Source organism: Cohnella endophytica, from assembly GCF_003628305.1.
In the GTDB taxonomy this organism is placed as follows: Bacteria; Bacillota; Bacilli; order Paenibacillales; family Paenibacillaceae; genus Cohnella; species Cohnella endophytica.
The window spans coordinates 540,048-566,629 of record NZ_RBZM01000002.1 but is presented as its reverse complement, the minus strand read 5'-3'; the positions used below and the strand labels follow the sequence as shown (position 1 = coordinate 566,629).

The window sequence follows — 26,582 nt, the reverse complement described above, 5'->3', positions numbered from 1 at the left end:
GTCCAGCAATCTTTCTGATACAATTTGGATATTTGTATACAAATTGTATCATTGCAGGCGTGACAAATCAACGTCGCGGCAGGAAGTACTAGCAGCGAACGTGATTGCCGGAACGGCCTTCCGAATAGATCAAGCTTTGCCCGCGACGTCTTTCTTGTACTGGGAAGGGAGCAGTCCAGCCCATTTCTTGAACGTTCGGGTAAAATGGGCTTCGTCGAAGTAGCCTACCTCGCGGGCGATCGTCTGGATTTTGAGATCCCCCGCCTGAAGCATGGCTTTGGCTTTCTCGATTCTGTATTGATGGATGTAGTCGAGGAAGTTGATGCCGAGTTCTTGTTTGAACAGCGTAGATAAGTAATTGCTGGAAACGAACAAGGCGCCGGATACGTCCGCCAAAGATAGCCCGGGCGTGGCGTATTGCTCGGCGATAACCTCGAGAGCCTGCTGAATCTTACGCCGCGGTTGCTTCTGGGGGTTCAGCGCGGATACGATCTGATGGAACACCCGATATACGAAGCCGGATAGTTCCTCGAGCGTATCTAAGTTGCCGACTTTTTCTTCCAATAGACCGAAGCCGATTGTCTCCGAGTTCTTCTCGAGGGCATCGGCAGCGGTATTCGCCTTTTCTTGGGCGATCGGAAGCAATCGGTTTAATAGCGCGAGCGTCCGGAGATGGATTTGGGTTTTGGATTGGTGGTAGCTCTCGTGAAAATAGGCCAACCAGTTCTCGATCCCGTTCAGAGCCTCCGCATACAAACCGCCTACGAGTGAATCGTAGATCGACTGCTCGATCTTGAGCAACTCTAAGGTGTAAGCCAATTCGGGCGTACCCGGTTTACCCGCGACATTCTCGTGATGATAGAAAAAATAATGCCCGTAACCGCGATAAAACCGCAGCTTTAATACGTCCATGGCTTCCTCGTAAGCAACGGAAAGCTGGTACATGTCCTCCTTGGAATCGCTCACCCCCACGCAGATTGATAGCTGCAAATACTGCCTAATGTTAGCGATCAGCTTCTCGAAGCCGGCGACGAGCTTGGATTCGGTCCACTCGAATAAGCCATTGCAGACTACGAGGATATCTTCCATGTCTTTGACGATTTCGACGGGCTGAAGCAAAGCTTGCTGTAAGGTTTCCTGCACGATATTCGCCGCCGCGAAATGGAGCAAATGCGCATCGGCACGCAGTTCGGTCCGTTTCTCCACGGAGCGTGGATCGATGCGGATCGCGATGACGATGACATGTCGGAAGGAGACGGAGATACCGACCTTTTTCATCTGCTCCTTGCGATCCTCTGTTTTGCGGGCAGGTTCGAACAGCCATTGATGAAGAAGCTGCGTTTTGACGAGCGGCAGATTCTCATGCAATTGAGTTCGCAATCCCGTGACGATGTCCCGTTCCTTGCGCTCCTCCAGTATGCGGTTGGCGACTTTCTCGAACAAATCGCGAATTTCCTTGGGAGAGCACGGCTTGACCAGGAAGTCGGACACGCCAAGACGAATGGCGCTCTGGGCATAACGGAAATCGTTATATCCGGACAGTAGGACGCAGGAGATCTGCATTCCTTTTTCCTTGATCTGGGCAATTAACTGCAAGCCGTCCATAAGCGGCATGTAGATGTCGGTAAGAAGCAGATCGACTCGCTCGACCGCCAAAATTTCCAATGCTTGCAGCCCGTTCTCCGCCGTTCCGCAAACCCGGATGCCGATCGACTCCCATTGTATGAGGTCGACGAGCCCTTGCCGGGTCGTTTCTTCGTCTTCCACGATAAGCAAATTCAACATCCGATCATCTCCTGACGGGTAGGGATAGCAGCACTCGGGTACCGGAGCCGACCGTGCTCTGAATCTCGATGCTCGATTGTTCACCGTACACCATTCGTAATCTGCCTGAAACGTTCATTAGCGCGAAGCTGATTCGTTGTTCGGACGTGCTAACGCTGGCAAGCTTATCGTTTAACTCCCGCAGTCTCCCCTGCGGTATTCCGACGCCGTCGTCCGTAACCTCGATCACGAGCTTGTCCTCGGCCAACGTCGCCCTGACGTGAATGAATCCGATATCCCCCGTAATCGGCTCGATGCCATGGACGACGGCATTCTCGACGAGCGGCTGGATCAACAGCTTGGGCAGCGTGAAGTCGGATAAAACTTCGTCCATCTCCAGCTCGTAAGTCAGCTTGTTCGGAAATCTCATCTGCTGCAAGAACAAATAATTGCCGATCAACGCGAACTCTTCCTTGAGGGTAACGAACTCTTTGCCCTCGCTCAAGCTGATCTTGAATATGTTGGACAGTGCGTAAATCATCTCCGCGACTTGCAAGTCCTCGTTTTTCTGGGCCGTCCAAGCGATCGTATTCAACGTGTTGTACAAGAAATGCGGGTTGATCTGGGATTGGAGTACTTTTAGTTCCGCTTCCTTCTGCTTAAGCTCGACGGAATAGACGTCGTCGATAAGCCCTTTCACGCGCTGAACCATAATGTTATAGCCTGAACCGAGTTGGCCGACTTCGTCCATGCCCAAGATCGGCACCTTCTCCGAGAAATTGCCCAATTGGAATTTCTTCATAGACTTGAGAATCGTGAGAACCGGCTTGGTGATGACTCCGGATATCGCCCAGGAAACGAACATGCTTAGAATAATCGTTACGAGAACGATGATGGCGGTAATCCATTGAATTCGGTTAAGCTGCTCGAGCAATTGCTTTTTCGGCTGCACGACGAGCACTTGCCAACCGGTCAGTTCGGAAGAGATCAGCGTCGAGACCCATTTCGTATCGTCGATCTCCTTGCCGATTCCGGATCCTTCGCCATCTTGCTTATAATAGGGCAGCTTTTCCGCCGGATAGCCGATCCATTTGCCGTCGTTCTCGGACATCACGATTCCGTCGCTATTGAGAATCGCGATCTGCGCGTCTCCGGAAACAAGCTCGTAAGCGCTCCGGATATCCTTCTCGTCGATGCCGAGGATGAGTACGCCTTCTGGAGAATACGTTCTGCTGTTTTTCATTACTTTGGTCAACAGGACCTTGTTCATTTTATCGCCTTGGAATATGGTTTTCGTTACTCCGGGAACTTCAATGGACCAAGAGGCGGTATTCGTGTTCCTCAAAATGTCGTAATAATGAAACGATTCGGAATACTCCTCGAACGGAATGGCTGCCGACAATCCCTTGTTGTTGAATTGGATCGGAGCGAAGTGGGAGGAGTAAAGCGTCAAAAATTGAAAGTAAGGGCGTGTCACCATCATCCGGCTTATCGATTGAATCGCGTCCTGGGGGATATAATTGCCGCTGTCTTTGTCCGAAAGGAGCAGCGCTTGAATCTCGGGAGTCAGGAACAAGTAATCCGATACGTCGATCGCGTCCTGCGCGATATAGTTCAAATGATCGGTAACTTGGCTCGCGACTCCGTTCTGAACGGCTTTCATCTTATTCAGGATTTCGGTCGCCGCTATTCGGTAGGAGAAAACCCCGGTGATAGTAATCGTTAAGACGAACAACGGAACGAACATGAGCAGGATTTTACTGCGGATAGGCAAATTGCGGTAACCTTGGAGCCGTCTAGTCTTCATGCGCTCATACCCTTTGGTTGTTAGATAAGCCTATCATAATTATTGGAAGCTTCATTAGGCAAGAAATTAAGTAATCTTGGCAAGAAAATCCGTAGAATATACAAACGAATAAGGAAAATGAACAAAAACGAGAGGGCTACAGCCGCCAATAGAGGAAGAAAGGACAATGTTGACGAATGTTGAAGAAGAATGTACAGAAGAAGCAATAAAATGAGATCTAATCGATCAATCCCTTAGCGCCTATAATTTGAATTGTAATCGATACCACACTTGATAAGGGGTTGTCCAAATGAAAAAGATCAGAAACAGGATGATGCTGATCGCTCTTACGCTCGCACTGGTTGCGATGGTATTGGCGGCTTGCGGCAAGAACAACGACGGAAAGTCGGCGAGCGAATCGCCATCCGCTTCGGCAAGCGACACGCCATCCGCTTCGGCGAGCGATACGCCGTCCGCTTCGGCATCCGCCGAGCCTTCCGCCGAGCCGTACACGCTGACGTTCTTCACGAACAACTCCGACCGTACCGTCGGACAAGGCAAAATGGAACAGGACCTCATCGATCAATACATGAAAGAAAATCCGAACGTGACGATCAAAGTAGAAACATTGTCTCCGGATCCGCAATTCCAAGACAAAATCAAAGTATACAACGCTTCGAATAGTTTGCCCGACATCTTCACGGCATGGGGCAACACGAACTTCTTGTCGCCACTGATCAAGAGCGGCGCATTGGCCGAGATCGATCGCAGCACGCTTTCCGAGCATGGCTTCATCGATGCCGCGCTAGACGGATTCAGCTCCGACGGCAAACTGTACGGCTTGCCTCGTAACTCCGATTTCTTCGGTCTCTACTATAATAAGAAGATTTTCGCCGACAATGGCATTGAAGTACCGACGACGGAAGCCGATCTTCTTGCCGCTTTCACTAAGCTTAAAGCGAAGAACATTGTTCCGATCGCCATGGACGGACGCGATCAATGGGTATCCGGTCTCTGGTTCGACAACATGCTCGAGCGCGCTTCCGGCACGTTCGATACGTCGAAGAACGCTATGGACCGCACGGGCAGCTTCAAGGATCCGGCCGTAATTCAAGCCGCGGCCGCCATGCAGAAATGGATCGACGCCGGCGCGTTCGGCAAAGGCTTCCTGAACCAAGACTACGGCGCTGCTCGCAACATGTTCGGTCAAGGCAAGGCGGCCATGTACATGATGGGCGAATGGGAAATGGGTATGGCGGCGGACGAGAACTTCCCGCAAGAAATCCGCGATAACATCGGTGCGTTCGCGTTCCCGACGATCGAAGGCGGCAAAGGCGTCACTACGGATCTGGCGGCTTGGTTCGGCGGCGGTTATGCCATCGCGAACAACTCTAAGCACAAAGCCGAGTCTATCGCGTTCCTGACTTGGATGTTCAAGCCGGAGAACTGGGCGAAAGGCGTCTGGCAGAACGGAATCACGTTCCCTGGCCAGAAGTACGACCAATTCATGACGGGCAACGAGACAGCCGTACAGAAAGACCTGAGCCAAATGTTCAACACCGCGACTTCTTATAGCGGTACAGTCGCGCAAGATAAATTCACGGCCGACACGCAAAAAACGTTCTACGACGCTCTCTCCCAGCTGGAGCTCAAAAAACTGACTCCGGAAGAGTTCTCGAATACGATCGACGGCGCAGCGGACAAATCCGCCAAAGCCTCGCAATAAGCAGATCAGATAAATCGTACGGGGCGTAGGTATTGTCTGCGCCCCGTATAAGCGGATAGGGTGAAGATCATGCATAAAATCATGAGCGACAGGAAAACGGTCTTCTTGCTGATGGCGCCTGGAATGGTCCTGTTCGCAATAATGATTGTCGTTCCGATCGTAATCAGTTTCTATTACAGCTTGACGAACTGGGACGGAGTGGGAGAGTATTCCTTCGTCGGGTTCAAGAACTACGCCGACATATTCGATTCGGATTCCATCTTCGGGCTGTCGCTCAGAAACTCTTTGCTGTTAGGGCTTGGACTCGTTCTGATTCAACATCCCTTCGCGATCCTGATCGCGATGCTCGTCCAGTATTGCGGACGATGGGAAAAGCTTTTGCGGGTATGTATTTTTATCCCGTCGATTATTTCCACGTTCGTAACGACGAAGCTGTGGGTGAGTATTTTCGATACGACCTTCGGTCTATTGAATCGCGTGCTTACGATCATAGGCAAGTCCGATTGGAGTCAGGATTGGCTCGGAAGTCCGGGCTATGCGATCGGCTGCGTCATCTTGGTGCTTATGTGGCAAGGGTTCGGATATGCGTTCATTTTGTATTACGCTGGAATTAAGGGCGTTCCGAAGGACTTGCAAGAAGCCGCGATGTTGGACGGCGCTTCCCAGATCCAATTCAACTTCCGGATCGTGTTGCCGCTGCTGACTCCGGTACTTAGAATCAATATGGTGCTAGCGGTCGTGTCTGCATTCAAACAGATGGAAACCGTATACTTGTTGACGAACGGCGGACCCGCGAATAGCACGCAGTTTATGTCTACCTACTTGTATTCCAAGGCGTTCAGGGAATCGATGTACGGATACGGTAACGCCATCTCGATTCTGCTCGTCGCCATTTGCCTTATCGTCACGGTTATCATGAACCGCGCGATGAAGCGGGAAGTAGGTGAATATTAAGATGCAAGCCATGGCCAAAGGTTACATTCGCTGGACTTTCGTAGTTTTCATGATCATCTTGGTATTGCTAGAGCTGTTCCCGTTATTGTGGCTGTTCGACTTCTCGTTGCTTAAGAGCGGAGATTTCTACGGTTCTCAAATTCTGAAGTGGCCAAATCCGCCGAAATGGAAAAACTATATCGACGCTTACCATAATGCGCATATTCCGAAATTGTTCATGAATAGCATAATCGTCTCGGCCGTATCGATCTTCGCCATTATCGGTTGCTCGGTAGCGATGGGATACGCGGTCGTGCGAATGGAGTGGAGATTCAGGAAAGTGGCTTTTACGTTGCTGATGGCGGGGATGATCATTCCGATCTACTCGACGTTGCTGCCTACGTTCAGTCTATTTAACGAAGTCGGACTATTAAATAGCTATGCGGCTCTGATCTTGCCTTACGCGGCTTTCCAGATTCCGATCAGCATGTACATTATCACCGCGTTTCTGGAGACGATCCCTCGAGCGCTCGAAGAAGCTGCCGTCATGGACGGGGCGAGCGTTCCCGGTCTAATATTCCGGATCATTCTTCCCGTGTTGAAACCAGCGATCGCAACGATCGCCGTATTAGCTTTCCTTAGCTGTTGGAACGAATTCATTATGGCTGTTACGTATATCGATACCGACAGGTTGCGTACGTTGCCTTTCGCGGTCGTCTACTTCATGGGCCAATACTCGTCCAACTACGGCGCGCAGTTCGCTGTTCTCGCAATGATCTCGATTCCTTCGATTGTTATGTATCTCTTGTTTACCGATCAGATCAACCGCGGAATAACGGCTGGCGCGGTAAAGGGCTAACGGAGAATTGCCCGAGGATCAGTTCGGAATCGACCTTGAATATAATGGGGCTCCACGCATAGTCAGGCTAGTTTAGCGCTTATTACGATGGGGCAATAGATTGAATAAGAACGGGAAGCGAGGCTAACATCTCGCTTCCCGTATTTTAATGATGCCAATTTCCTATAATGAAATGACCAGATAGGCAAGTCCATTCAATGGTACATTATTAGGGAGCGATCAGTGAATAAGTTGAGCAGGGAGATGGCAACCGTCAATGGCGAAAATTAAAGCAGGTATGATTGGCACGGGCAACATTAGCGGTATTTATTTTCAGAACGGTAAACGGTTCGAATCGATGGACATCGTCGCATGCGCCGATATCGACGTAGAGCGCGCCAAAGCTAAAGGAGAAGAATACGGAATTCGAGGCTGTTCCGTAGAAGAAATTCTAGGCGACCCGGAAATCGAGCTCATTATAAATTTGACTATTCCGCAGGCGCACGCCAACGTATGTTTGCAGGCGCTTGAAGCCGGTAAGCACGTGTACGTGGAGAAACCGCTGGCGGTCACTCGCGAGGATGGAATAAAAGTTCTCGAGCTCGCCAGAAAGAAGGGACTTTACGTCGGATGCGCGCCGGATACGTTCTTGGGCGGCGGAATTCAAACCTGCGTAAAGTTGATCGAGGACGGTTGGATCGGGACGCCGATCGGCGCCACGGCATTTATGCTTGGCGGCGGTCCCGAGGACTGGCATCCAGCTCCGGAGTTTTTCTATCAGGTCGGCGGCGGTCCGATGTTCGATATGGGACCTTATTATTTAACGGCGCTGATCGCGCTGCTCGGGCCGATCAAACAAGTGACGGGAATGACGAGAATCTCGTTCCCGGAACGTACGATCGGAAGCCAACCGAAATTCGGACAAGTCATGAAGGTCGAGACGCCGACCCATATCGCGGGCGTGATGGAGTTCGTTTCCGGACCGATCGGAACGATCTTGACGAGCTTCGACGTGAAAGGCGGATCTCAGTTGCCGCGTATCGAAGTGTACGGAAGTCAAGGGACGCTTATCGTTCCGGATCCGAACACCTTCGGAGGACCTGTTTACATTCAGCGCGCCGGAGCCCGGGAATGGTCGGAAATTCCGTTGTCGCACGGGAAATCGGAGAACGCGCGCGGAGTGGGAGCGGCGGACATGGCAAAAGCCATTAAATCGGGACGCAAGCATCGGGCGAACGGCGAAATGGCTTTCCATGTGCTCGAAGCGATGCATGGATTCCACGACGCGTCGGCGCAAGGTACCCACTATGCGATGACAAGCACTTGCGAGAAGCCGGCGCCGTTGCCGATCGGATTAGCGGATCACGCCTTGGATTAAAAGACTTAATTGAAGATATCAGGAGCGATGGCAAGGGGATTCCTCGTGCCATCGCTCTTCGTCTTTCGCGCGATACATATTTTACCTACCCGTAGCCCACACTGAGGAGGAAGATATTAACGGAAATGGGTTGATGCGCATGTGTAATCGCTATTCGCTGACCGCGGAGTTATCCGATTTGACGGAAGATTTCCGCATTGACAGGGTTCAAGCTCCTTATTCGAGGCGTTATAATATTTCGCCTACCCAGCAGGTTCCGATCATCCAACAGATCGGAGACGAACGTTTCTTGAACCAGCACAGATGGGGATTGATGCCGTATTGGGGCAAAAATTCGATCAACGCGAACTTGGATTCGCTAGTCGATCGGAAATACTTGAACTCGATGCTGAAGAAAAAGAGATGCGTCGTCCCTTGCAGCGGATTTTACGTCTGGAGAGTGGAAGGGAAAAGCAAAAGCGCGTGGAGAGTCGTCCATCGCACGAAATCGACGTTCGCGATGCCGGGGATATTCGACGTGTGGCTGGATTCCGAGAAAAACGAGTTCCCGATGTGCACCGTCATAACGAGAGGTACATTGTTCGACACCGACCATCCCCAACCCGTAATCTTGGATGAGAAAGCGCTAGATAAATGGCTGAATCCGGACGAGACGAGACCGGAAATCTTGCAGGGCTTGTTGCAAAGGCTGCCTGAGCCCGACTTCCGGATGTATCCCGTTATGCCTTCCGTAGAGAACGTAGGCTGGGAGACGCCGGAATGCATCGCGGAAGTCCATCCATCGCTGTCTCTCGTTAAGATCTGATCGTTTGCCAGCATCGCATGCAAACTGCCGGGCGTCTCGCCGCACGGCAGTTTTTTTGAGTTGCCGGAAGGGAGGGATGACCTCTAAGATAGCTATATGCCTCTTCGCAGTAAGGTTCTGCCAGACCACTAAATGTCTCGCAGTTGCTTCTTTCGTCGAAGTAAGGCTCTGCCAGACCACTAAATGTCTCGTAGTTACTTCTTTCGGCGAAGTAAGGTTCTGTCAGACCACTAAATGTCTCGCGGTTGCTTCTTTCGGCGAACTAAGGATCTGCCAGACCACTAAATGTCTCGAAGTTGCTTATTCCGCCGAAGTAAGGTTCTGCCAGACCACTAAATGTCTCGCAGTTACTTCTTTCGGCGAAGTAAGGATCTGCCAGACCACTAAATGTCTCGCTGCCAAATGACGGAACCTGGTTCCGCTATTAATCTGCTCGCTACTCGATCTACTGAAATAACGGACCCCTGTTCCGCTAATAACCTCGCCGCCGCCCAATCCGCCACAATAACAGACCCCTGTTCCGCTAATTGCCTCCTCGCCGCCCAATCTGCCGAAATAACGGACCTCAGTTCCGCTAATAACCTCGCCACCGCCCAATCTGCCGAAATAACGGACCTCTGTTCCGCTAATAACCTCGCCGCCGCCCAATCTGCCGAAATAACGGACCCCTGTTCCGCTAATAATCTCGCCGCCGCCCAATCCGCCACAATAACGGACTACCATTCCGCTAATAACCTCGCCGCCACCCCATCCGCCGAAATAACGGACCCCTGTTCCGCTAATTGCCTCCTCGCCGCCCAATCTGCCGAAATAACGGACCCCTGTTCCGCTAATAACCTCGCCGTCGCCCAATCCGCCACAATAACGGACCCCTGTTCCGCTAATAACCTCGCCGCTCACCTTCCCAGAAACACATACAACTGAATGCCAATATAATGCTACTTAATCACAGGATTGCATAGAGAAAGTTTGTTGCGATAGCGATATAATGTTAGTGGAGAAATCGGATTACGCAAGATTAGAGTGTTATAGCCAACGCGAATGAACAATAAGGAGCTGAATTCCCGGTGGAACGCAATTACAAAATCGCGGTCGCAGGCTGCGGAGGTATGGCGAATACATGGGTACAATATGCGATCGGAAGGCCTGATGCGGAAATCGTCGCGCTGGTCGACATAAAGCAAGAGTTTGCGCAAGCGATGGCCGACCGTCATAGTCTTACTTGCCCTACATTTACGGATCTCGCCCAAGCGATCAAGGAAACCGGAGCGAATCTCGTATTCGATATTACGATCCCCGCCAGCCATTTCGCCATCAGCACGACGGCGATGAAGCTCGGCTGCGACGTGTTCTCCGAGAAGCCGCTCGCCGAGACGCTGGAGGAATGCCAAGAAGTGATCGGCGTATCCGATAGGACGGGGCGTATGCATTTCGTCATGCAGAACCGACGATTCGACAATCGGATCCGGGCTCTTCGCAATTTCATCGAAGACGGCAAGATTGGCAAGCCGGGATTCGTCGGTGCCGATTTCTTCCTGGCCCCCCACTTTGGCGGTTTCCGAGATGCGATGGATAGCCCGTTGCTGCTCGATATGGCGATTCATACATTCGATCAGGCTAGGCTTATCCTTGGGGCGGACCCGGTTACGGTATATTGCCAAGAATTTAATCCCGCCGGTTCATGGTATGCGGGGCAAGCGGCGGCCATATGCATTTTCGAAATGTCGGACGGCTCGGTGTTCTGTTATCGGGGATCCTGGTGTGCGGAAGGCGCGCCGACTTCGTGGGAAGCCGAATGGCGAGTGACGGGGGAGATAGGTACGGCGATCTGGGACGGCTCGTCCAATCCTTACGCGGAAATCGTAGCGCCGGGAGATCAACAGGGAAACTTCATGCGCGAATACGTAAGAAAAGAGGGCGAGTCAAAGGAACAGGAAAAGTCATTCCACGAGGGCTGCCTGGACGAGATGTTCGACGCGCTCGCGGAAGGCAGACGAGCGGAGACAGATTGTCGGGATAACATCAAGAGCATGGCGATGGTGCTCGGAGCGATCGAGAGCTCGAAGACGGGCACTAAAATCCGGATTTCCGATATACTCGGTTAGTCCGAGCCCAAAGTTCCGATAATGCTACCTACTGTGGCAACCGCAAGTGTTGTATAATGGTTGCATTCCATCTACATTGTTGCGGAGGGTGCACATTTGGCTCAGCTATACTTTAAATACGGAACCATGAATAGCGGTAAATCTTTCGAAATCATTAAAGTCGCCTATAATTACGAGGAGCAAGGCAAGCCGGTTCTCATCTTCACGCCGTCAATCGACACGAGGAACGGTTCGGACAAGGTAGGCTCCAGGGTCGGATTTACGCGTCCCGCGATCGCAGTCGACGAGAATACGAATTTGTTCGATTCCGTCAAAACGCAGCTATCGGGCTCGGGGCGGTTTTTCTGCGTGCTCGTGGATGAAGCGCAGTGGCTGAAGAAGCATCATATTATCGAGTTGACGCGCGTGGTCGACGAGCTCAACGTACCCGTGATGGCGTTCGGGTTGAAGAACGATTTTCAGAACGAGTTGTTCGAAGGTAGCTACAATCTGCTCGTGTACGCGGACAAGATCGAAGAAATCAAAACGATCTGCTGGTACTGCGACCGGAAAGCGACGATGGTCATCCGGTTCAAGGACGGCGTACCCGTGAATGAAGGCGATCAGATCCAGGTTGGCGGAAGCGAAGATTACAAGCCGGTGTGCCGGCGTTGCTATAACGAGGCATTTAAGCAGAAGTGACGAAGAGATCCGAACGGAAGAGCAGAGTTTTCCTGCTCTTTTTTGTTTAGCTATTTATTATTCCTTCGTTGATTAACCTTTCTTTATCCTTCAAAGGGAAATCTCCAGGCTCCCAAGTCTCTAAATGTCCGGATCCTCCAATGATATGTTCATTATATTTATAAATGTCAGCGTATATTTTCTTCCCTGTTATTTGTTTTTCTTTCAGCAAGTAGGTTGTAATATAAATTTCTTTATACGGATTCAAATCAATACCTGCGTTTTTTGCAGGTAGATAGTTTTTTGTCTCTTGCGTTCTTTCGCTAATCTTTTCCTCAATATTCCAACCAAACGACTTAAGGTATTCAACAGGGTTAACATTATTCTGCTCAGTTGTTTCTTTACTGCAACCAATCAGGAAAACAAAACAACAGAATATAAAATAAAGAATAATCTTTTTAATCTTAAAGCACCTCCATTTTCCAAATTTTACATTTCAATATTAGACGTGAAGACCCACTTGAATGTTGCAAATTTTCAACTATCCTGCAAGCGGAAGGTTAGCGCGATGAATTCGGTTTGGTCGTGGAGGACCGGCCGTAGAATTTTGTCGTATTGTCGTTTCCAGTGGTTGGGTTTACAATAAACGTTAATAGCTTAAAAGAATGGTTCATCTTGGGAGGATATGCAATGACGGCATCTAATAGAGAGTGGATTAAACTTTGGCCGGAGGGGGCGCCGCTCGCGCAAGGCAATGGAGACGAGGATACGCCAGCGATCATGGCTTATCCCGTAAACGAGACCGGAAGGGGAGCCGTCATCGTTTGTCCGGGCGGAGGTTACGGCATGCGCGCCGGGCACGAAGGGGAGCCGATCGCATTATGGCTCAATTCTATCGGAATAAATGCATACGTATTGCGTTATCGCGTGGCGCCGTACCAATACCCTTGCGCGTTATCGGACGTGCAAAGAGCTGTAAGATACGTTAGACATCATGCCGTCGATTGGGGAGTCCGAGGAGACAAGATCGCCGTGCTGGGCTTTTCCGCGGGCGGACACTTAACGGCTTCCGCAGGTACGCTTTACGACATGGGGAACCCAGAGGCGGATGATCCGATCGACAGACAGTCCTGCCGCCCGGATGCCATTTTGCCGTGTTATCCGGTCATCACCGGACAGCCGCCTTATCATCACGCGGGTTCGATGTATAATCTTCTAGGCGAGAATCCCGATCCTAAGCTCATCGAGCTCATGAGTTGCGAGCGTCAAGTGACGCCCGACACGCCGCCGACCTTCCTGTGGCATACCGCAGACGACGCGGCGGTCCCCGTTGAGAACGCCTTGTTGTTCGCATCTGCACTGAGCAAGAATAAAGTACCTTTCGACCTGCACGTGTACCAAAACGGACGACACGGACTAGGCTTGGCCGAGGAAGATCCGCACGTCGCGAATTGGACGACCGTATGCGGGTTATGGCTCGAACGACAGCAATTTTAAGTTAGGGGCTGCTCCATGCTATTCGTTTGGATCGCGTTATGGTCGGTCGCGCTCATCCTGCTGCTCGCCGATTTTCGTTCCTCCGTAAATCGCTGGCTTAGCGCCGTCGCGATATCCGGGGGTGCGGGGGCGCTCGCCGCAACGCTTGCGAACGTCATCATTCCCTATATACATGACAACCATCCAAGCGCAAGCTTGGAATCGGCTCTCTATCACGTACAAGCGACGTCTTCGATAGCTTGCTACTATGGGCTTCCTTATGCCTTTTTGTTGTTTGCGATGGCCTATCGCCCTATCTTCAGGACTGCACGGACGAGGAGGATCATCGCGACCGTATTGCTTTTACCGATTGTCTTATGCCTGCTCTTCACTCCCCCTTACAACGAGTACACGCCCATCACTTACGGAATCGTCGTCTGGTGGGCTGTTCCTTATCTCGTCGCGGGAATCTGCCTGGTGTTGCTAAGAAGTTCCCGGCTTTCTCCGGTCACGCACTCCCATTGGCTCATTTGCCTCGCGGTTTTACCGCCGGTTCTGTTTGCCATGTTCTTTAGTTACGTTCTGCCTAGCCTAGGATGGCTTGGCATGTGGAGATATAACGTCTGGTTCGTAGGTATCGGAGTCGCCGTATTCTTGATCGGGTTATTTACGTACGGTTTCCTCGGCGTAAGGGTGATGATCGACAGACGTAGACTGGATTCCACGTTGAGGGCGGTTACTTCCGGTACGGCGATTCTCCATCATGCGATCAAGAACAACGTAGGGAAAATGCGGCTTTTTACCGAGAAAATGACTTCTTACGCGGAGACGACGGGACAGACGGAATTGCTCGAGGATATTCGGGTCGTTCAGAGTGCTTCCAGTCATATTCAAGAGATGATCGCCAGAGTTCACCGCCGGACGGAAGACTTGGTCATTCAGCCTAGAGAAGTCGTGCTGGATTCGTTCATACGGGAAACATTGAAGCCCCATGAACCGAGGTTGCACAACATCCGGTTGCAGGTTAACGTTGCCGATGGGTGGATTTGCATGCTGGATCCCGCGCAAGTCGGAGAGTCGATCAACAATCTCGTCTCCAACGCCATCGATGCGATGAACGGCGAGGGGCGACTGTTCGTTTCAATGCGCGAAGGGAAAAGAGAGCTGACCCTTGAAGTAAGAGACACGGGACCGGGCATGGATAGGGCTGAGGCGGCGAAAGCGATGGAGCCGTTCTATACGACGAAGAGCGGCAAGGAAGCGAATTTCGGATTAGGTTTGCCTTACGCTTATTACGTCATGCGCAAACACGGAGGTTCTCTGCATATTCGGAGCAAACCCGGAGTCGGAACTCGGATATATATGATTTTTCCGAAAAGGACCATTAAAGCGGTGCGTAAACAACCCGTGCTAACGGCGATCGAAGGAGTTGAAGCGCATGGTTGACATCAAAGTATGGATCGTCGAAGACGATCGCGATTGGCTTCGCGGTCTCGGCGCTTATTTGAACGGTCAGCCGGATATCAAGGTCGTTCATACGTCCACGGATCCGGATGCGGTTCGTCTAACCTTACGCGAAAATGAGATCGATGCGGACGTAGTGCTGATGGACATCATGCTGGACGGAGTGCCGGCGGGAATCGTTTTGGCGGAAGAAGTGGCCGTAACGACGGGGGCCAGGGTCATCATGCTCACCTCCATGGAGGAAAAAGAGTTTATTTTTCGCTCGTTCCAAGCGGGCGCGATCGACTACCAGGTCAAATCCGATTTCGAATCGTTGCCCGAGGCTATTCGCGCCGCCTCTCGCCGGGAGTCCCCGATCAGTCCGGTCGCCGCCGAACGGATGCGAGAGGAATTCCGCCGGTTGAAACAACTCGAGCGCGATTTCGAGAAGAAGAAAATGCAGGACCTCATTACGCCTTCCGAATTAGAGCTCCTTAAGCTCATCGACAAGGGCTTAACCCAGACCGAGATCGCGGGCCGGCTCGTCGTCTCGATTCGAACGATCAAGAACCACGTCAATCACATCCTCAAGAAGCTAGGCGCGAAAGGCTCGAAAGAAGCGGCTCAGGAAGCGAAGGAGAAAGGTTTATTTTGATTGCGTGCGGGCGATAGATTGGCTTGCTTGTAGCGAGTTTAAGCGTCGATTGGCGCTTTTGCCGAATGGCTAAATAGGTTACTTAAGGGGTACCATACATAGTTGGTACTTTTTTTTATGTGCGGATTTTCTACAATGAAGTTGTAAGCGAAGGGCACAACCAATCGGAAATGAGGGGCCGCGGATGGAATTCGAAGCATTCTCGTGGGCGCATGCGTTAGGGGTAGCGATGGCGGCCGTCATCGTGATCGGCATAATCGGATTTCGCGGACGATTGAGAGTGACGCCTACCGCGAATCGCAACGTCAGGTACGCCTTGGTGGCAGTGCTCGTCGGAAGCGAGTTATCTCTGCAAACCTGGTATGGGATTACTCACAATTGGGGGCTCTATTCACTTCCTTTTCAGCTGTGCAGCATCATGATCTGGTTGTCCGCGATCGTGCTTCTGACGAGAAGCCGTAAGCTGTTCGAACTGACTTTTTTCCTCGGTATCATGGGAGCGATGCAAGCTTTGTTGACTCCGAACCTGGATGTATCCTATCCGCAGTTTCGTTTCTTTCACTTCTTTATCGCGCATGGGGCGATTATCGGAGCTAGCGTGTTTCTAGCGGCGGTGGAAGGTTATCGCCCGACGGTAGCTTCCGTATTCCGAGCGTTGGGCTGGTTGCACGTGTTGGCGATCCCTGCCGCGATTACCAACAGCCTGACGGGCAGCAACTTCATGTTCTTGGCGCGCAAGCCGGATACCGCTTCGATATTGGATCTTCTGGCGCCTTGGCCATGGTATCTGCTCGAGTTAGAGATCGTGGCGATCATTCTATGCTTCGCATTGCTTGGTCTCGTGACGCTCGTCGATCGTTTAGTTGCCCGTACCTCCCGATCAACCAAACCAATAAGAGGAGCCTGATCGCACATGGACGTTATTTTCCGCAAACATTGGACTTCCTTGCTCGGCGTATTGTTTATATTGGCCGCATTCGTCACGTTGTTCAAGTATTCGCTCGATCAAGGTTGGATTACGGAAGGAATGAAAATCGGTTTCGGATTGCTGAGCGGAACAGGGCTGTGCGTGGCCGGACTGGCTTTGACGAATAAGGGAATCAAGTGGCTTGCTAGCGTGCAGATTCTGCTTGGGCTAGGGGCGTGCATTCTGTACGCGACGTTCGCTTTTGCCGGGATCTACTTCCGATTATGGAGTCCGATGATCGTGTTGATCGGGATGACCGCGGTAACGGCCGGCGTATCCGCGTATGCCTATCGCTTCGAATCCAGGCTGCTCATGAATATCGCGCTTATCGGCGGTTTGATGTCCCCGCTCATGATGCAGCCCGAGACGGACCAAGTGTTCACGTTGTTTTTATATTTGCTGGTTATTAACTCGGCCTTTTTCTTCCTTAGCATCGTCAGAGGGTGGAGCGAGCTTCGGATCGTCGCTTTTATCGGGACGTGGCTTATCTATTCGGTGTACTACGTTAACTTCGATCCTCCGACCGATGGGCTGTGGAGCATGCCGATTCGATATGCGTTGGCCGTTTTTATATATTATCTCGTAGGGTTCCTGCTGTCTTCTTGGAAAAACAATCGCTGCTTCGACGGTTGGAACTTGTATCTAAGCTTGGCGAATGGCGTATTGTTCGGTTGCTGGTCTATTTTCATCCTGCAGGGCGATCTGGATTATTCTTTTGTTCTCCTCTTCATCGGCATTCTATATGCGAGTTCCGGATCGATCATCTATCGATTGACGCGCAAGGCAGAGACGGCATCGATTAGCCAGCTTCTAGGCGGAGCGCTCATGCTGTTACTTGCATCGACTCATCTGGGCAGCGGAATGGACTCGAAACCTCTCATTAACGTTTTCGTCTGGGGCGGCATCGCGGGATTGCTGACCGTCGTAGCTCAAATCAAACGAATCGCGGCGGCAAGCGTGATCTCCGTCTTCATTTGGTTCGGAGTCGGCTGCTATTGGTTCGCGGTAACCTGGAGCGCTCCGCGCGGGGAATGGTTCGGGACGTTTATTCCTTTCCTCAATTGGGGCGCGATGTCTTGGATGTTGCTTGCTTGGATCGGCTTTTATTATTCGGTTAAAGGAATCGTCTCCAGACGCGTAAAAGGCTCGGAAGAGCAATTGTCCAACGTATTCGCGCTTCTCGCCCATCTCATCGTCGGAGGTTTGCTGACCGTCCAGATTCAAAACGTTTTCCTTGTCTACTACGATTCGGCCTATGATCAACTGTTGCAATTGTCTTTAAGCGTATCTTGGGGCGTGTACGCGTTGCTGTTATTTCTGTGGGGGGCGTACCGGAATCAGAATCTATTCCGTATTGCGGGTAGCGCGGTGCTGCTGCTTGTCGCTTGCAAAGCGATGATCATAGACCTGGAAGGCGAGCAAATGCTCTACAAAGTGTTCGTGTTGCTTCTTCTAGGCGGCATCTCGTTCCTGATTACTTGGATTAACGGGAAATGGAAGGCGGAGCCGAAGCCGAAGTCCGATCCTGTCGAGGAGCTTCTGGAAGTGCCCGTCCGAACCGACGCATGACGTAAATTCTAACTACCCGTAGCGGAAATTCAGATGTACAATGAGTGGGAAATCATTTGTAGTACATAGGTCCAAGCGGAGGAGAGACAAACATGCAATTACGGAAAAGTCAGAAGCTGCTTTTTATCGGGGACTCGATTACGGATTGCGAAAGGCAAAGACCGGACGGGGAAGGGTTGTTCGGCGCGCTCGGCAAAGGATACGTTTCCTTGGTGGATGCTTTGCTGCAAGCCGTGTACCCTGACTTAGGCATTCGCGTCGTGAACATGGGATCCAGCGGCAATACGGTCGTCGATCTGGAAGCTAGATGGCAGGAGGATGTGCTCGATCGGAAACCGGACTGGTTATCGGTCATGGTCGGAACGAACGACGTATGGCGTCAATACGATACGCCGTTCATTACCGATTGGCACGTCTACGCGGACAAGTACGAAACGACGTTGCGTTCGTTGGTCGAACGGACGAAACCCCATGTCGGCAACATCGTGTTGATGACTCCGTTCTACTTGGAGAGCAACGAGCGGGATGCCATGCGCAGCACGATGGACGAATACGGGGCGATCGTCAAACGGATCGCCGAGGAATACGGCACGATGTTCGTCGATACGCAAGCGGCGTTTAACGTCGTTCTGAAGGATCTATACTCCGCGACGCTGGCTTGGGATCGCGTTCATCCGACGCAGGCAGGGCATGCGGTGTTGGCCAGGGCGTTCTTGAACGCGGTCGGCTTTGAATGGAATCGCGGATAGAAAAATTGTCGCATCGCGGGATTGCCGCGACTGCGAATCCGAACCGCCATCGATCGCTCCAAAGCGAATTCGTGGCGGTTCTTTATTATTATTCGCGTAGGCGGAATCGTTCGATGTGCTCGGTCAGGTTTTCCTTTAGCAGAATTTCCAGCTGCTTCTCTCCCATTAAGTCGAAATGGGGAAAAGGGGGACGATTATGAATATATCGCGGGTTCAACCCGTGCTCGGCGCACCATTGCGCGAGGCGGGCAAGATCCGCATTGCCTACTTTCGTGACGGTGCGGTATTGCGGAAAACGAGCATCGTACCAGTAGTGGGTCAGGTAGGCGGTTTCTCCGCGGCTGACCGCCGTTTTCCAAGCGTTTAATTCCGATCGTTTGATGCCGAAAGCCACCTAAAGCTCACCCTTTGCTCATGAAGTTTGGAAAGCGTAGGGAACGCTAGACTTAGTATAACATGAAGGCTAGTTTCGTTCCTTTTTCGGGATTGACGCTATGCCGCAAGGGGAGGATAATGGACGGCATGGACATTTTTCTGCATATATTATGGAACAACGTGTTGCCATTGTCGCTCATTATCGGACTCGGAATCTTGCTTCACAGAATTTTTACATTGGACATCAAAACGCTTTCCAAACTGAACTTTTATTTGTTTTCTCCTGCGATCATGTTTCAACTCTTGTACGGAACGGCGATCTCGGCCTCTCTGTTCGGCCAGGTGTTGCTATTTTTCTTGGTCTTCATGCTGGCGCAATACGCGCTGCTCGAATTGGTCATTCGACTAAGAAAATACGATGGAGGCAAAAAGGCGGCCATGCGTAATAGCGTGCTGTTCTATAATAGCGCGAATTACGGCATCCCCATTAACCAGCTTGCGTTCGCGGGCAATACGTATACGTTGTCGGTGCAAGTAATCATTATGATGATGCAGTCGCTTATCCCGAACACTTATGGAATCTATGCCGTCAACGCTCACAAAGCAGATTGGCGCCATATCCGCAAAGTCATTCTATCGATGCCGGTCATCTACGTCATTCCGATCGCTCTTGCGATGCGCGGGTTTCATGTGCCTTTGCCTGGGTTTCTCGATATTTCGGTCGGCTACTTGGCGAATGCTTTTATCGGTATGGCGTTGTTTACTCTCGGCGTGCAGCTTGGCAGCATGAAAGGCGGCATAAGCCGCCGACTGGCCGTCGACGTAAGCATCGCGACGTCTCTTCGATTGCTCGCGGGTCCGATGCTTGCTTGGGGCGTCGTGCTCCTATTCGATCTGAACGCTATGCTTTCCGCTGCGCTGATCGTTTCCTCGGCCGTACCGACCTCGCTATCGAGCGTCCTGCTCGCCGTAGAGTTCGATAACGAGCAAGACTTCGCTTCGCAATCGGTACTCGTCTCGACCGCGCTCAGTATCGTAACGGTAACGGCTGTTATTTACTTGCTACGGGTGAGCTAGGCTGCGTCATTGTCGCTTAATGCGACAATGACGAGCCCATTCCTCGTCCATATCAGCCCCAGCTATAACGCCCTCGTAAACGACTTCCTGACTTCCTCCAGCATACAACTTTTAACTATTCCGAAACGTCTTCCACGGCCAAAGTAGACTCACAGTTAAATGTAAGCGTATTTTCAAGCCTATGGATGAAGTTCATCCACAGTTAAAGATGGTACAATGGCTTTAGTAAGCCATTTAGCGGAAAAGGCAGGGTGAATTGAATTGGATAAGGTGAGAATCGGCATCGTAGGAATAGGGAACATGGGAACCGGCCATGCGAAATATTTGATTGAAGGTCAAGTAAAAGGGGCAGAATTAGCGGCGGTTAGCGACGTGCGTCCGGAGCGTCTACAACAAGCGAGGGAAGAGTGGGGCGACCGCGTCAAGACGTTCGCTTCCGCGGAAGAGATGTTCGGTTCCGGAGAGGTCGACGGAGTTCTGCTGTGCACACCGCATTACGAGCATCCGCAACAAGCGATCGCCGCGTTCGCGGCCGGACTGCACGTGCTCGTCGAGAAACCGGCGGGCGTCTACACGCGCCAAGTACGAGAGATGAACGATGCTGCCGCGGCAAGCGGCAAAGTGTACGGAATCATGTATAATCAGCGCTCGAACCCGATATACAGCAAGCTGAGGGAGCTCATCGCATCCGGCGAGTTGGGCGAAGTCCGCCGCACGAACTGGATCATCACGAACTGGTATCGCTCGCAAGCGTACTACAACTCCGGCGGATGGCGCGCCACTTGGGCGGGAGAAGGCGGCGGCGTTCTGATCAACCAAGATCCGCACCAACTCGATCTATGGCAATGGACGACGGGCCTCATGCCCACTCGCATCCGCGCGTTCTGCCAGTTCGGCAAGCACCGCGACATCGAGGTCGAGAACGACGTGACGGCGTACGTGGAATACGAGAACGGAGCGACCGGCGTATTCGTAACTTCGACTTACGAATGTCCGGGTACGAACCGCTACGAAATATCGGGCGACCGAGGCAAGATCGTCATCGAAGACGACAAAATAACGTTCTGGCGTCTGCGCGAGCTGGAATCTGAATTCAACGCGAACAATGAAGAGGCATTCAAGCAACCGGAAGTTTGGAAATTCGACGTCCCGGTAGCCTCAGGCGGAGCTCAACACCTGGAAATTACGCAGGATTGGACGAACGCGATCTTGAAAGGTACGCCTTTGCTCGCTCCAGGCGAGGATGGAATCAAGGGACTTACGCTATCCAACGCGATGTTGCTATCGACCTGGACGGACGCGTGGGTTGACCTGCCGATCGACGAAGATTTGTTCTACGAGAAGCTTCAGGAAAGAATCGAACAAGCGGCTAAAGCGAAAAAAGCTGAATAAAAGGAGGAAATACAATGAAACTTTCGATATTTACGGTAGCCTCGCCGGAGCTTGATCCGGAACGATTGGCGGAAACCGCTAAGCAAGCGGGCTTGCATGCGATAGAGTGGCGTTATACGGAAGTGCCGGCAGATGTCGCGGATCAAGCGCCGTCTTTCTGGGGCAACAACCTGTGCACGATTTCGCCTTCCGGCGGCGAAGCGGAGCTCGAACGCTTCAAGCGGGCGACGGAAGCGCACGGCTTAACGACGCTCAGCGTAACTCCGTACTTGCGCGCAGGCGATCTTGAAGCGACGGAGCAGGTGCTTAAAGCGGCTCAATACCTTGGGGCGTCCGTCATTCGTTTGGGCGTTCCCGGATACGACCGCAGTAAGCCGTTCGAACAATTGTTCAAGCAAGGAAGGGAATATTTGGAGGCTGCCGAGAAGCTATGCGTGCAATATGGCGTTAAAGGCCTGGTCGAGACTCATCACGTGACGATCGCCGCATCGGCTTCGGCCGCCCGTAGGCTGGTCGACGGCTTGAATCCGAACGCGATCGGGGTTCTATACGATCCCGGTAATCTCGTGCACGAAGGCTTCGAAAATTATCGCATGGGAATGGAAATTCTCGGGCCGTACCTGGCGCATGTTCACGTCAAAAACGCGGGCTGGTACCCTAACGGGGAAGCGGAGGACGGAAGCGCGACCTGGGCAAGCGATTGGAAAGGGCTTAAAGTAGGCAGCGTTCCATGGCGGCAAGTGATCGCGGACTTGGTGGCTGTCGGTTATGACGGCTACTTGGGAGTGGAGGATTTCAGCCGTCAGTTCACCGAAACGGCGGATATGCTCAACCATTTTGCCGACTATATCGGGGGGCTTCTCAAGGAGCTTCAACCTCATGTTTGAGTTGAACTATCGGTCGACGGGCGCTTTCGAGCCCATTTTCCATTCTCATACGTTCTATGAGGTTTATTATTTTCACGAAGGCAAATGCAATTACTTGATCGGCGATCAGATTTACAATCTCTCTCCTGGCGACCTCATTCTCATGTACGGCATGACGTTGCATTGCCCGAAGATCGACCCGACGGTACCGTATGTCCGAACGATCGTGCATTTCGATCCCGCGATTCTGCGCCCCTTTTTGGAGCTTCCGTATGTATTGCCGATCATGCAGCCGTTCGAGCAGTTCAAGAACTATCGGTTAAGCCTCCGCGGGAAAGAGAAAGAAGAACTCGAAAGAATACTTCAGCTTATGAGAGAGCACCAGCAACGGGGCGACAAGGTCGGCGAAGGACGCATGCTGCTCGGATTCGTGGATTTGTTGTATTTTGTCTACGACCGCTGCCTGCAACCGTTAAGCGAGCAACGGGAATTCGCCTCGGACAAGGAGAAGTCCGTCCAAGACGTCATTGCGTTGCTGGAGGAAAGGTATACGGACGACGAGTTGAATATGGAACGGCTGCAGCAAGAGCTTCATCTCAGCAAGTCGTATTTGGCGAAAATATTCAAGGAAGTCACCGGGGTGACGATCTTCGATTACGTATACCGCAAGCGAGTTAACGAGGCTAAAATCCAATTTTTGCTTCATCCGGAGCTGGCCGTAACCGAGGTGTCGCTCCGATTGGGGTTCAAGCATTTGGCGCACTTCAGCCGACTGTTCAAGCAACAGGTCGGAGTTACGCCCGAACGGTACAAAAAGCAGCTTAAAGAAGAGCGGGCAACCGCGAAGTAGACGGAGGCTCATCCAAGCCCGGAGAATATACGCTAAAAAAGCGCGAATTCGGTATGTTATCGGACTGGTTACGGTGGTAAAATGGGGTACGATTGGTTAATCGAGCTATCCCGAACACCATTATACGAGCCAAAGGAGCTTTCCTATGTCTTCTGAAATCATGCAAGAGTTAACTCGCGAGAAAATCGTCGCCATCATCCGGGGAATATCCGCCGAATCCGGCGATGCTACGGCCAAGGCTTTGGCCGAGGGCGGAATCGTTTTCCTGGAAGTGACGTTAAACACGGACGGGGCGCTGAACATGATCTCGCGTTTCCGCGAAACCTACGGAAGCCGCATGCGGATCGGAGCAGGTACCGTACTCGATCTGGGGCAAGCCAAGGAAGCGGTAGCGGCCGGCGCGGAATACCTCATCGCTCCCAATTTGGACGAAGAAGTCGTCCATTACGCGGTGGAAAGCGGTATCGAGGTATGGCCGGGTACGATGACCCCGACGGAAATCGTGCGCGCGTACAAATTGGGAGCTTCGGCGGTGAAGGTGTTCCCTATGGGTTCGCTTGGCATTAATTATTTAAAGGAAATCCGTGCACCTCTGAACCATATTCCGATGATCGCGACAGGCGGCGTCAACTTGCAGAACATTAACTCGGTTCTCGATGCGGGAGCTATCGCGGTAGGTCTCGGGGGTAACTTGGTCGATAAGCAGCTCGTTAAGGAAGGTAAATTCGACGAGCTTAGGAAGATTGCGCGCGCGTTTGTGAACGAGGTGCAAGGGGCGAAGACGGTATGATCGGTCAGCGAGAAGCGGATATCGTAACGATCGGAGAGAGCATGGTACTCATGCAGACGATGAGCGATGGCTCGCTAGCCTATGCGCCGTTGTTCACCCGTTCCATCGCGGGTGCCGAATCCAACGTCGCGATCGGATTGTCGCGATTGGGATTCAAAACTCGCTGGATTAGCAGGCTGGGAGCGGATCCTTTCGGTGACGCGATCATGTCTACGCTGGCGGGAGAAGGCGTCGACGTTTCATTAACGACGCGAGACAACGCATATCCAACGGCGATCTACTTCAAGGAATTCAAGGGCTACGGCGATCCGAACGTGTATTACTATCGTAAAGGTTCAGCCATGAGCCGGTTGACGCCCCGGGATGTGGAAGCTTCGTGGCTTGATAACGCGAAGCATCTTCACGTCACCGGTATCACGCCCGCCCTCGGCGACGAGACGGGAAACGCGATTCGTCTGGTGATGGGCCAAGCCCGCGAGCGGGGGATGACGATCTCGTTCGATCCGAACTTGCGCCGCAAGCTATGGAGCGAAGAGCAAGCGCGGGAGACGTTGCTGTCCATGATCCCGCTATGCGATATTTTCATGCCGGGTTTGGAAGAAGCGGAGTTTCTCGTCGGGGAGCGCTCGGAGTCGGAATACGGCGCGTTTTTCCTCGGAATGGGGGCGAAAGCCGTCATCTTGAAGCTCGGCGAACGCGGATCGATCGGTTTTGCCGGCGATCGCGCGATCCAAGCGGAGCCTTATCCCGTGAGCCGAATCGTCGATACCGTCGGCGCGGGCGATGCGTTCGCTGCCGGTTTCTTGTCCGGATTCCTGGAATACGGGGAGTTGGAGCAAGGGGACGGGTTGCGCAAGTCGCTGGAGAGAGCGAACTTCATGGGTTCTCTAGCGACGCAGTACAAGGGCGATTGGGAAGGGCTTCCGAAACGCGATGAACTGCTAAGGCTTCTGTCCGGCGGGAGAGAGGTTACGAGATAGTGTGAATAGAGGCTACGCCGCAAGGTCCGAAACGCGACCTGCGGGGTAGCCTCTTAGCATTATGGGACATTACGGCGCGAGGCGATAATTGCGGTTAAACCCAGTTCCCGCCGCGGAAAATAGGAACGATGCTGCCGTCTTCCGAGATACCGTCGATATCGAGCTCGGGTCCGCCGATCATAAAGTCTTCGTGCGCCAGGCTATCGTTCAGCCCGCGTTCGCGGAGCTGTTCCTTGCTCATCTGCAGTCCGCCCTCCAGACAGAACGGGAACCCGAAGCCGATCGCGAGATGACAGGCGGCGTTCTCGTCGAACAGCGTATTGTAGAAGATCAGATTCGTATCGGAAATCGGAGAGCGATGCGGAACGAGCGCGATCTCTCCCAAATAATGCGAGCCGTCGTCCGTCTCTACGAGCTCTTTGAGAGCTTCATAGGCTTGGTCGGCTTTGTAGTCGACGATTCGGCCGTCCTTGAACGTGAACGAGAAGCCGTCGATCAGGCTGCCGTTATAGCTGAGCGGTTTGCTGCTGGATACGGTTCCGTTCACGAGCTCGCGATGCGGCGAAGTGAACACTTCTTCGGTCGGCATGTTCGGGATGAATGCGTTCCCTGCGGCATTGCGAGCGCCTGCGCTCGTCCAGATGTGACCGTCCGTCAGGCCGATAGTCAGATCGGTACCGGGCGCGCGATAGTGCAGCTTCCGGAACCGCTGGGCGTTAAGCCATTGAGCGCGCTCATCGAGCGACGATGCGTGTTTTTTCCAAGTGTCCACCGGGGTCGGATCGTTCACGCGGGTCGCGGAAAAGATGGCCGCCCATAAGGCGTCGACGCGTTCGGTCTCGGGCATTTCCGGAAATACTTTGTTCGCCCAGGCTTCGCTCGGCACGGCAACGATCGACCATGCGACTTTATTTCCCAGCGTAAATTGCAGGAAGGGCTGCAGCGCTTCCCGCGTGGCTTTGGTAGTCGTGGCGACCCGGCTTGGGTCGATGCCTTTGAGCAAGTCCGGATTTTCCGCGACGACCCATAAGAAAGCGGCGCCCGCCTCGGCCATCTCCACTCGTCCCTTCGCATGCCATTCCGGATAATGGGCAAGTCCTTCTTCAGAGGCGAGTTCCGCGCGAGTCCGAATAATTTGTTCGTCGCTCCAGTCCACGTAAACGTATTTCGCCCCGATTTTATAGGCGTGCTTAACGGCTTCGCGTACGAATGGAGCTGCCGATATAGGCGAAATAATGCATAATTGCTGGCCTGCCTGAACGTTTACGCCGACTTCGATAGCCAGAGCCGCGTATTGTTCTAATTGTCCTTGAAATTTATCCAACTTTATCAGCTCCTCATCTTCTCCATTATAATCCTGCCGGCTTCGGACATGCAAAACGCAAGGAAGTCGGCCTT

At 52.4% G+C, this 26,582-nt stretch carries 24 protein-coding genes; 19 read left to right on the top strand and 5 right to left on the bottom strand.

Annotated features, from left to right (window positions below):
- Nucleotides 1-129: 129 nt before the first annotated feature.
- Together D7Z26_RS04725 and D7Z26_RS04720 are read right to left on the bottom strand one after the other, a co-directional pair.
- A complete protein-coding gene (locus tag D7Z26_RS04725; RefSeq protein ID WP_120974901.1) occupies nucleotides 130-1,785 on the bottom strand; it encodes a response regulator in 1,656 nt (551 codons plus the stop codon).
- Between the two features lie 4 nt (nucleotides 1,786-1,789).
- Nucleotides 1,790-3,571, bottom strand: a complete 1,782-nt coding sequence (locus tag D7Z26_RS04720; protein WP_120974900.1) for a sensor histidine kinase — start codon at nucleotides 3,569-3,571, stop codon at nucleotides 1,790-1,792.
- A gap of 289 nt (nucleotides 3,572-3,860) precedes the next feature.
- Between D7Z26_RS04720 and D7Z26_RS04715 the strand changes: the two genes are divergently transcribed.
- From D7Z26_RS04715 to D7Z26_RS04695, 5 genes are all read left to right on the top strand, one after another.
- Entirely contained in the window at nucleotides 3,861-5,276 is a 1,416-nt protein-coding gene (locus D7Z26_RS04715) for an ABC transporter substrate-binding protein (RefSeq protein WP_120974899.1), read from the top strand.
- 69 nt (nucleotides 5,277-5,345) lie between these two features.
- The gene (locus D7Z26_RS04710) at nucleotides 5,346-6,230 is read left to right on the top strand and encodes a carbohydrate ABC transporter permease (protein ID WP_120974898.1); all 885 of its coding nucleotides are present in this window, start codon (nucleotides 5,346-5,348) and stop codon (nucleotides 6,228-6,230) included.
- Entirely contained in the window at nucleotides 6,220-7,068 is an 849-nt protein-coding gene (locus tag D7Z26_RS04705) for a carbohydrate ABC transporter permease (RefSeq protein WP_233566613.1), read from the top strand. The genes D7Z26_RS04710 and D7Z26_RS04705 overlap by 11 nt, the downstream gene beginning before the upstream one ends.
- Nucleotides 7,069-7,324: 256 nt before the next feature.
- Nucleotides 7,325-8,425, top strand: coding sequence for a Gfo/Idh/MocA family protein (locus D7Z26_RS04700; protein ID WP_120974897.1), 1,101 nt, complete (start codon nucleotides 7,325-7,327; stop codon nucleotides 8,423-8,425).
- Between the two features lie 139 nt (nucleotides 8,426-8,564).
- The gene (locus D7Z26_RS04695) at nucleotides 8,565-9,230 is read left to right on the top strand and encodes an SOS response-associated peptidase (protein WP_158602189.1); all 666 of its coding nucleotides are present in this window, start codon (nucleotides 8,565-8,567) and stop codon (nucleotides 9,228-9,230) included.
- A 300-nt stretch (nucleotides 9,231-9,530) separates the two neighbouring features.
- Here the strand turns inward: D7Z26_RS04695 and D7Z26_RS04690 are convergent, their stop codons facing one another.
- Nucleotides 9,531-10,130, bottom strand: a complete 600-nt coding sequence (locus tag D7Z26_RS04690; protein ID WP_147423826.1) for a hypothetical protein — start codon at nucleotides 10,128-10,130, stop codon at nucleotides 9,531-9,533.
- A 209-nt stretch (nucleotides 10,131-10,339) separates the two neighbouring features.
- On the opposite strand from D7Z26_RS04690, the gene D7Z26_RS04685 reads away from it, so the two are divergent.
- From D7Z26_RS04685 to D7Z26_RS04645, 8 genes are all read left to right on the top strand, one after another.
- Nucleotides 10,340-11,335: a Gfo/Idh/MocA family protein gene (locus D7Z26_RS04685; RefSeq protein ID WP_407643484.1), complete on the top strand. Its 996-nt coding sequence runs from the start codon at nucleotides 10,340-10,342 to the stop codon at nucleotides 11,333-11,335.
- Between the two features lie 96 nt (nucleotides 11,336-11,431).
- Complete coding sequence (locus tag D7Z26_RS04680; protein WP_120974893.1) at nucleotides 11,432-12,016, top strand: thymidine kinase; 585 nt, start codon at nucleotides 11,432-11,434, stop codon at nucleotides 12,014-12,016.
- A gap of 669 nt (nucleotides 12,017-12,685) precedes the next feature.
- Nucleotides 12,686-13,492 carry an alpha/beta hydrolase gene (locus D7Z26_RS04670; protein ID WP_120974891.1) on the top strand — a complete coding sequence of 269 codons (807 nt, stop codon included), beginning with the start codon at nucleotides 12,686-12,688 and terminating at the stop codon, nucleotides 13,490-13,492.
- Between the two features lie 15 nt (nucleotides 13,493-13,507).
- On the top strand, nucleotides 13,508-14,917 hold the full coding sequence (locus D7Z26_RS04665) for a sensor histidine kinase (RefSeq protein ID WP_120974890.1): 1,410 nt from the start codon (nucleotides 13,508-13,510) through the stop codon (nucleotides 14,915-14,917).
- A complete protein-coding gene (locus D7Z26_RS04660) occupies nucleotides 14,910-15,569 on the top strand; it encodes a response regulator transcription factor (RefSeq protein ID WP_120974889.1) in 660 nt (219 codons plus the stop codon). Before D7Z26_RS04665 ends, D7Z26_RS04660 begins: the two co-directional genes overlap by 8 nt.
- A gap of 184 nt (nucleotides 15,570-15,753) precedes the next feature.
- Nucleotides 15,754-16,476, top strand: a complete 723-nt coding sequence (locus D7Z26_RS04655; protein ID WP_120974888.1) for a YwaF family protein — start codon at nucleotides 15,754-15,756, stop codon at nucleotides 16,474-16,476.
- 6 nt (nucleotides 16,477-16,482) lie between these two features.
- The gene (locus D7Z26_RS04650; protein ID WP_120974887.1) at nucleotides 16,483-18,105 is read left to right on the top strand and encodes a DUF2339 domain-containing protein; all 1,623 of its coding nucleotides are present in this window, start codon (nucleotides 16,483-16,485) and stop codon (nucleotides 18,103-18,105) included.
- 92 nt (nucleotides 18,106-18,197) lie between these two features.
- On the top strand, nucleotides 18,198-18,854 hold the full coding sequence (locus D7Z26_RS04645) for an SGNH/GDSL hydrolase family protein (RefSeq protein ID WP_120974886.1): 657 nt from the start codon (nucleotides 18,198-18,200) through the stop codon (nucleotides 18,852-18,854).
- Nucleotides 18,855-18,942: 88 nt separating this feature from the next.
- Here the strand turns inward: D7Z26_RS04645 and D7Z26_RS04640 are convergent, their stop codons facing one another.
- Nucleotides 18,943-19,248, bottom strand: coding sequence for a hypothetical protein (locus D7Z26_RS04640; protein ID WP_120974885.1), 306 nt, complete (start codon nucleotides 19,246-19,248; stop codon nucleotides 18,943-18,945).
- A 128-nt stretch (nucleotides 19,249-19,376) separates the two neighbouring features.
- Here D7Z26_RS04640 and D7Z26_RS04635 point away from each other — a divergent pair, with 128 nt between their 5' ends.
- From D7Z26_RS04635 to D7Z26_RS04610, 6 genes are all read left to right on the top strand, one after another.
- Nucleotides 19,377-20,306, top strand: coding sequence for an AEC family transporter (locus D7Z26_RS04635; RefSeq protein WP_120975031.1), 930 nt, complete (start codon nucleotides 19,377-19,379; stop codon nucleotides 20,304-20,306).
- A 261-nt stretch (nucleotides 20,307-20,567) separates the two neighbouring features.
- A complete protein-coding gene (locus D7Z26_RS04630; protein ID WP_120974884.1) occupies nucleotides 20,568-21,698 on the top strand; it encodes a Gfo/Idh/MocA family protein in 1,131 nt (376 codons plus the stop codon).
- 14 nt (nucleotides 21,699-21,712) lie between these two features.
- The gene (locus D7Z26_RS04625) at nucleotides 21,713-22,585 is read left to right on the top strand and encodes a sugar phosphate isomerase/epimerase family protein (RefSeq protein WP_120974883.1); all 873 of its coding nucleotides are present in this window, start codon (nucleotides 21,713-21,715) and stop codon (nucleotides 22,583-22,585) included.
- Nucleotides 22,578-23,414 carry an AraC family transcriptional regulator gene (locus tag D7Z26_RS04620; protein ID WP_120974882.1) on the top strand — a complete coding sequence of 279 codons (837 nt, stop codon included), beginning with the start codon at nucleotides 22,578-22,580 and terminating at the stop codon, nucleotides 23,412-23,414. Before D7Z26_RS04625 ends, D7Z26_RS04620 begins: the two co-directional genes overlap by 8 nt.
- A 145-nt stretch (nucleotides 23,415-23,559) precedes the next feature.
- Nucleotides 23,560-24,204 carry a bifunctional 4-hydroxy-2-oxoglutarate aldolase/2-dehydro-3-deoxy-phosphogluconate aldolase gene (locus D7Z26_RS04615; RefSeq protein WP_120974881.1) on the top strand — a complete coding sequence of 215 codons (645 nt, stop codon included), beginning with the start codon at nucleotides 23,560-23,562 and terminating at the stop codon, nucleotides 24,202-24,204.
- Nucleotides 24,201-25,184, top strand: coding sequence for a sugar kinase (locus D7Z26_RS04610; RefSeq protein ID WP_120974880.1), 984 nt, complete (start codon nucleotides 24,201-24,203; stop codon nucleotides 25,182-25,184). Before D7Z26_RS04615 ends, D7Z26_RS04610 begins: the two co-directional genes overlap by 4 nt.
- Nucleotides 25,185-25,278: 94 nt before the next feature.
- On the opposite strand, the gene D7Z26_RS04605 is transcribed toward D7Z26_RS04610, so the two are convergent.
- Nucleotides 25,279-26,508, bottom strand: coding sequence for an aminopeptidase (locus D7Z26_RS04605; protein WP_120975030.1), 1,230 nt, complete (start codon nucleotides 26,506-26,508; stop codon nucleotides 25,279-25,281).
- Nucleotides 26,509-26,582: the final 74 nt, after the last annotated feature.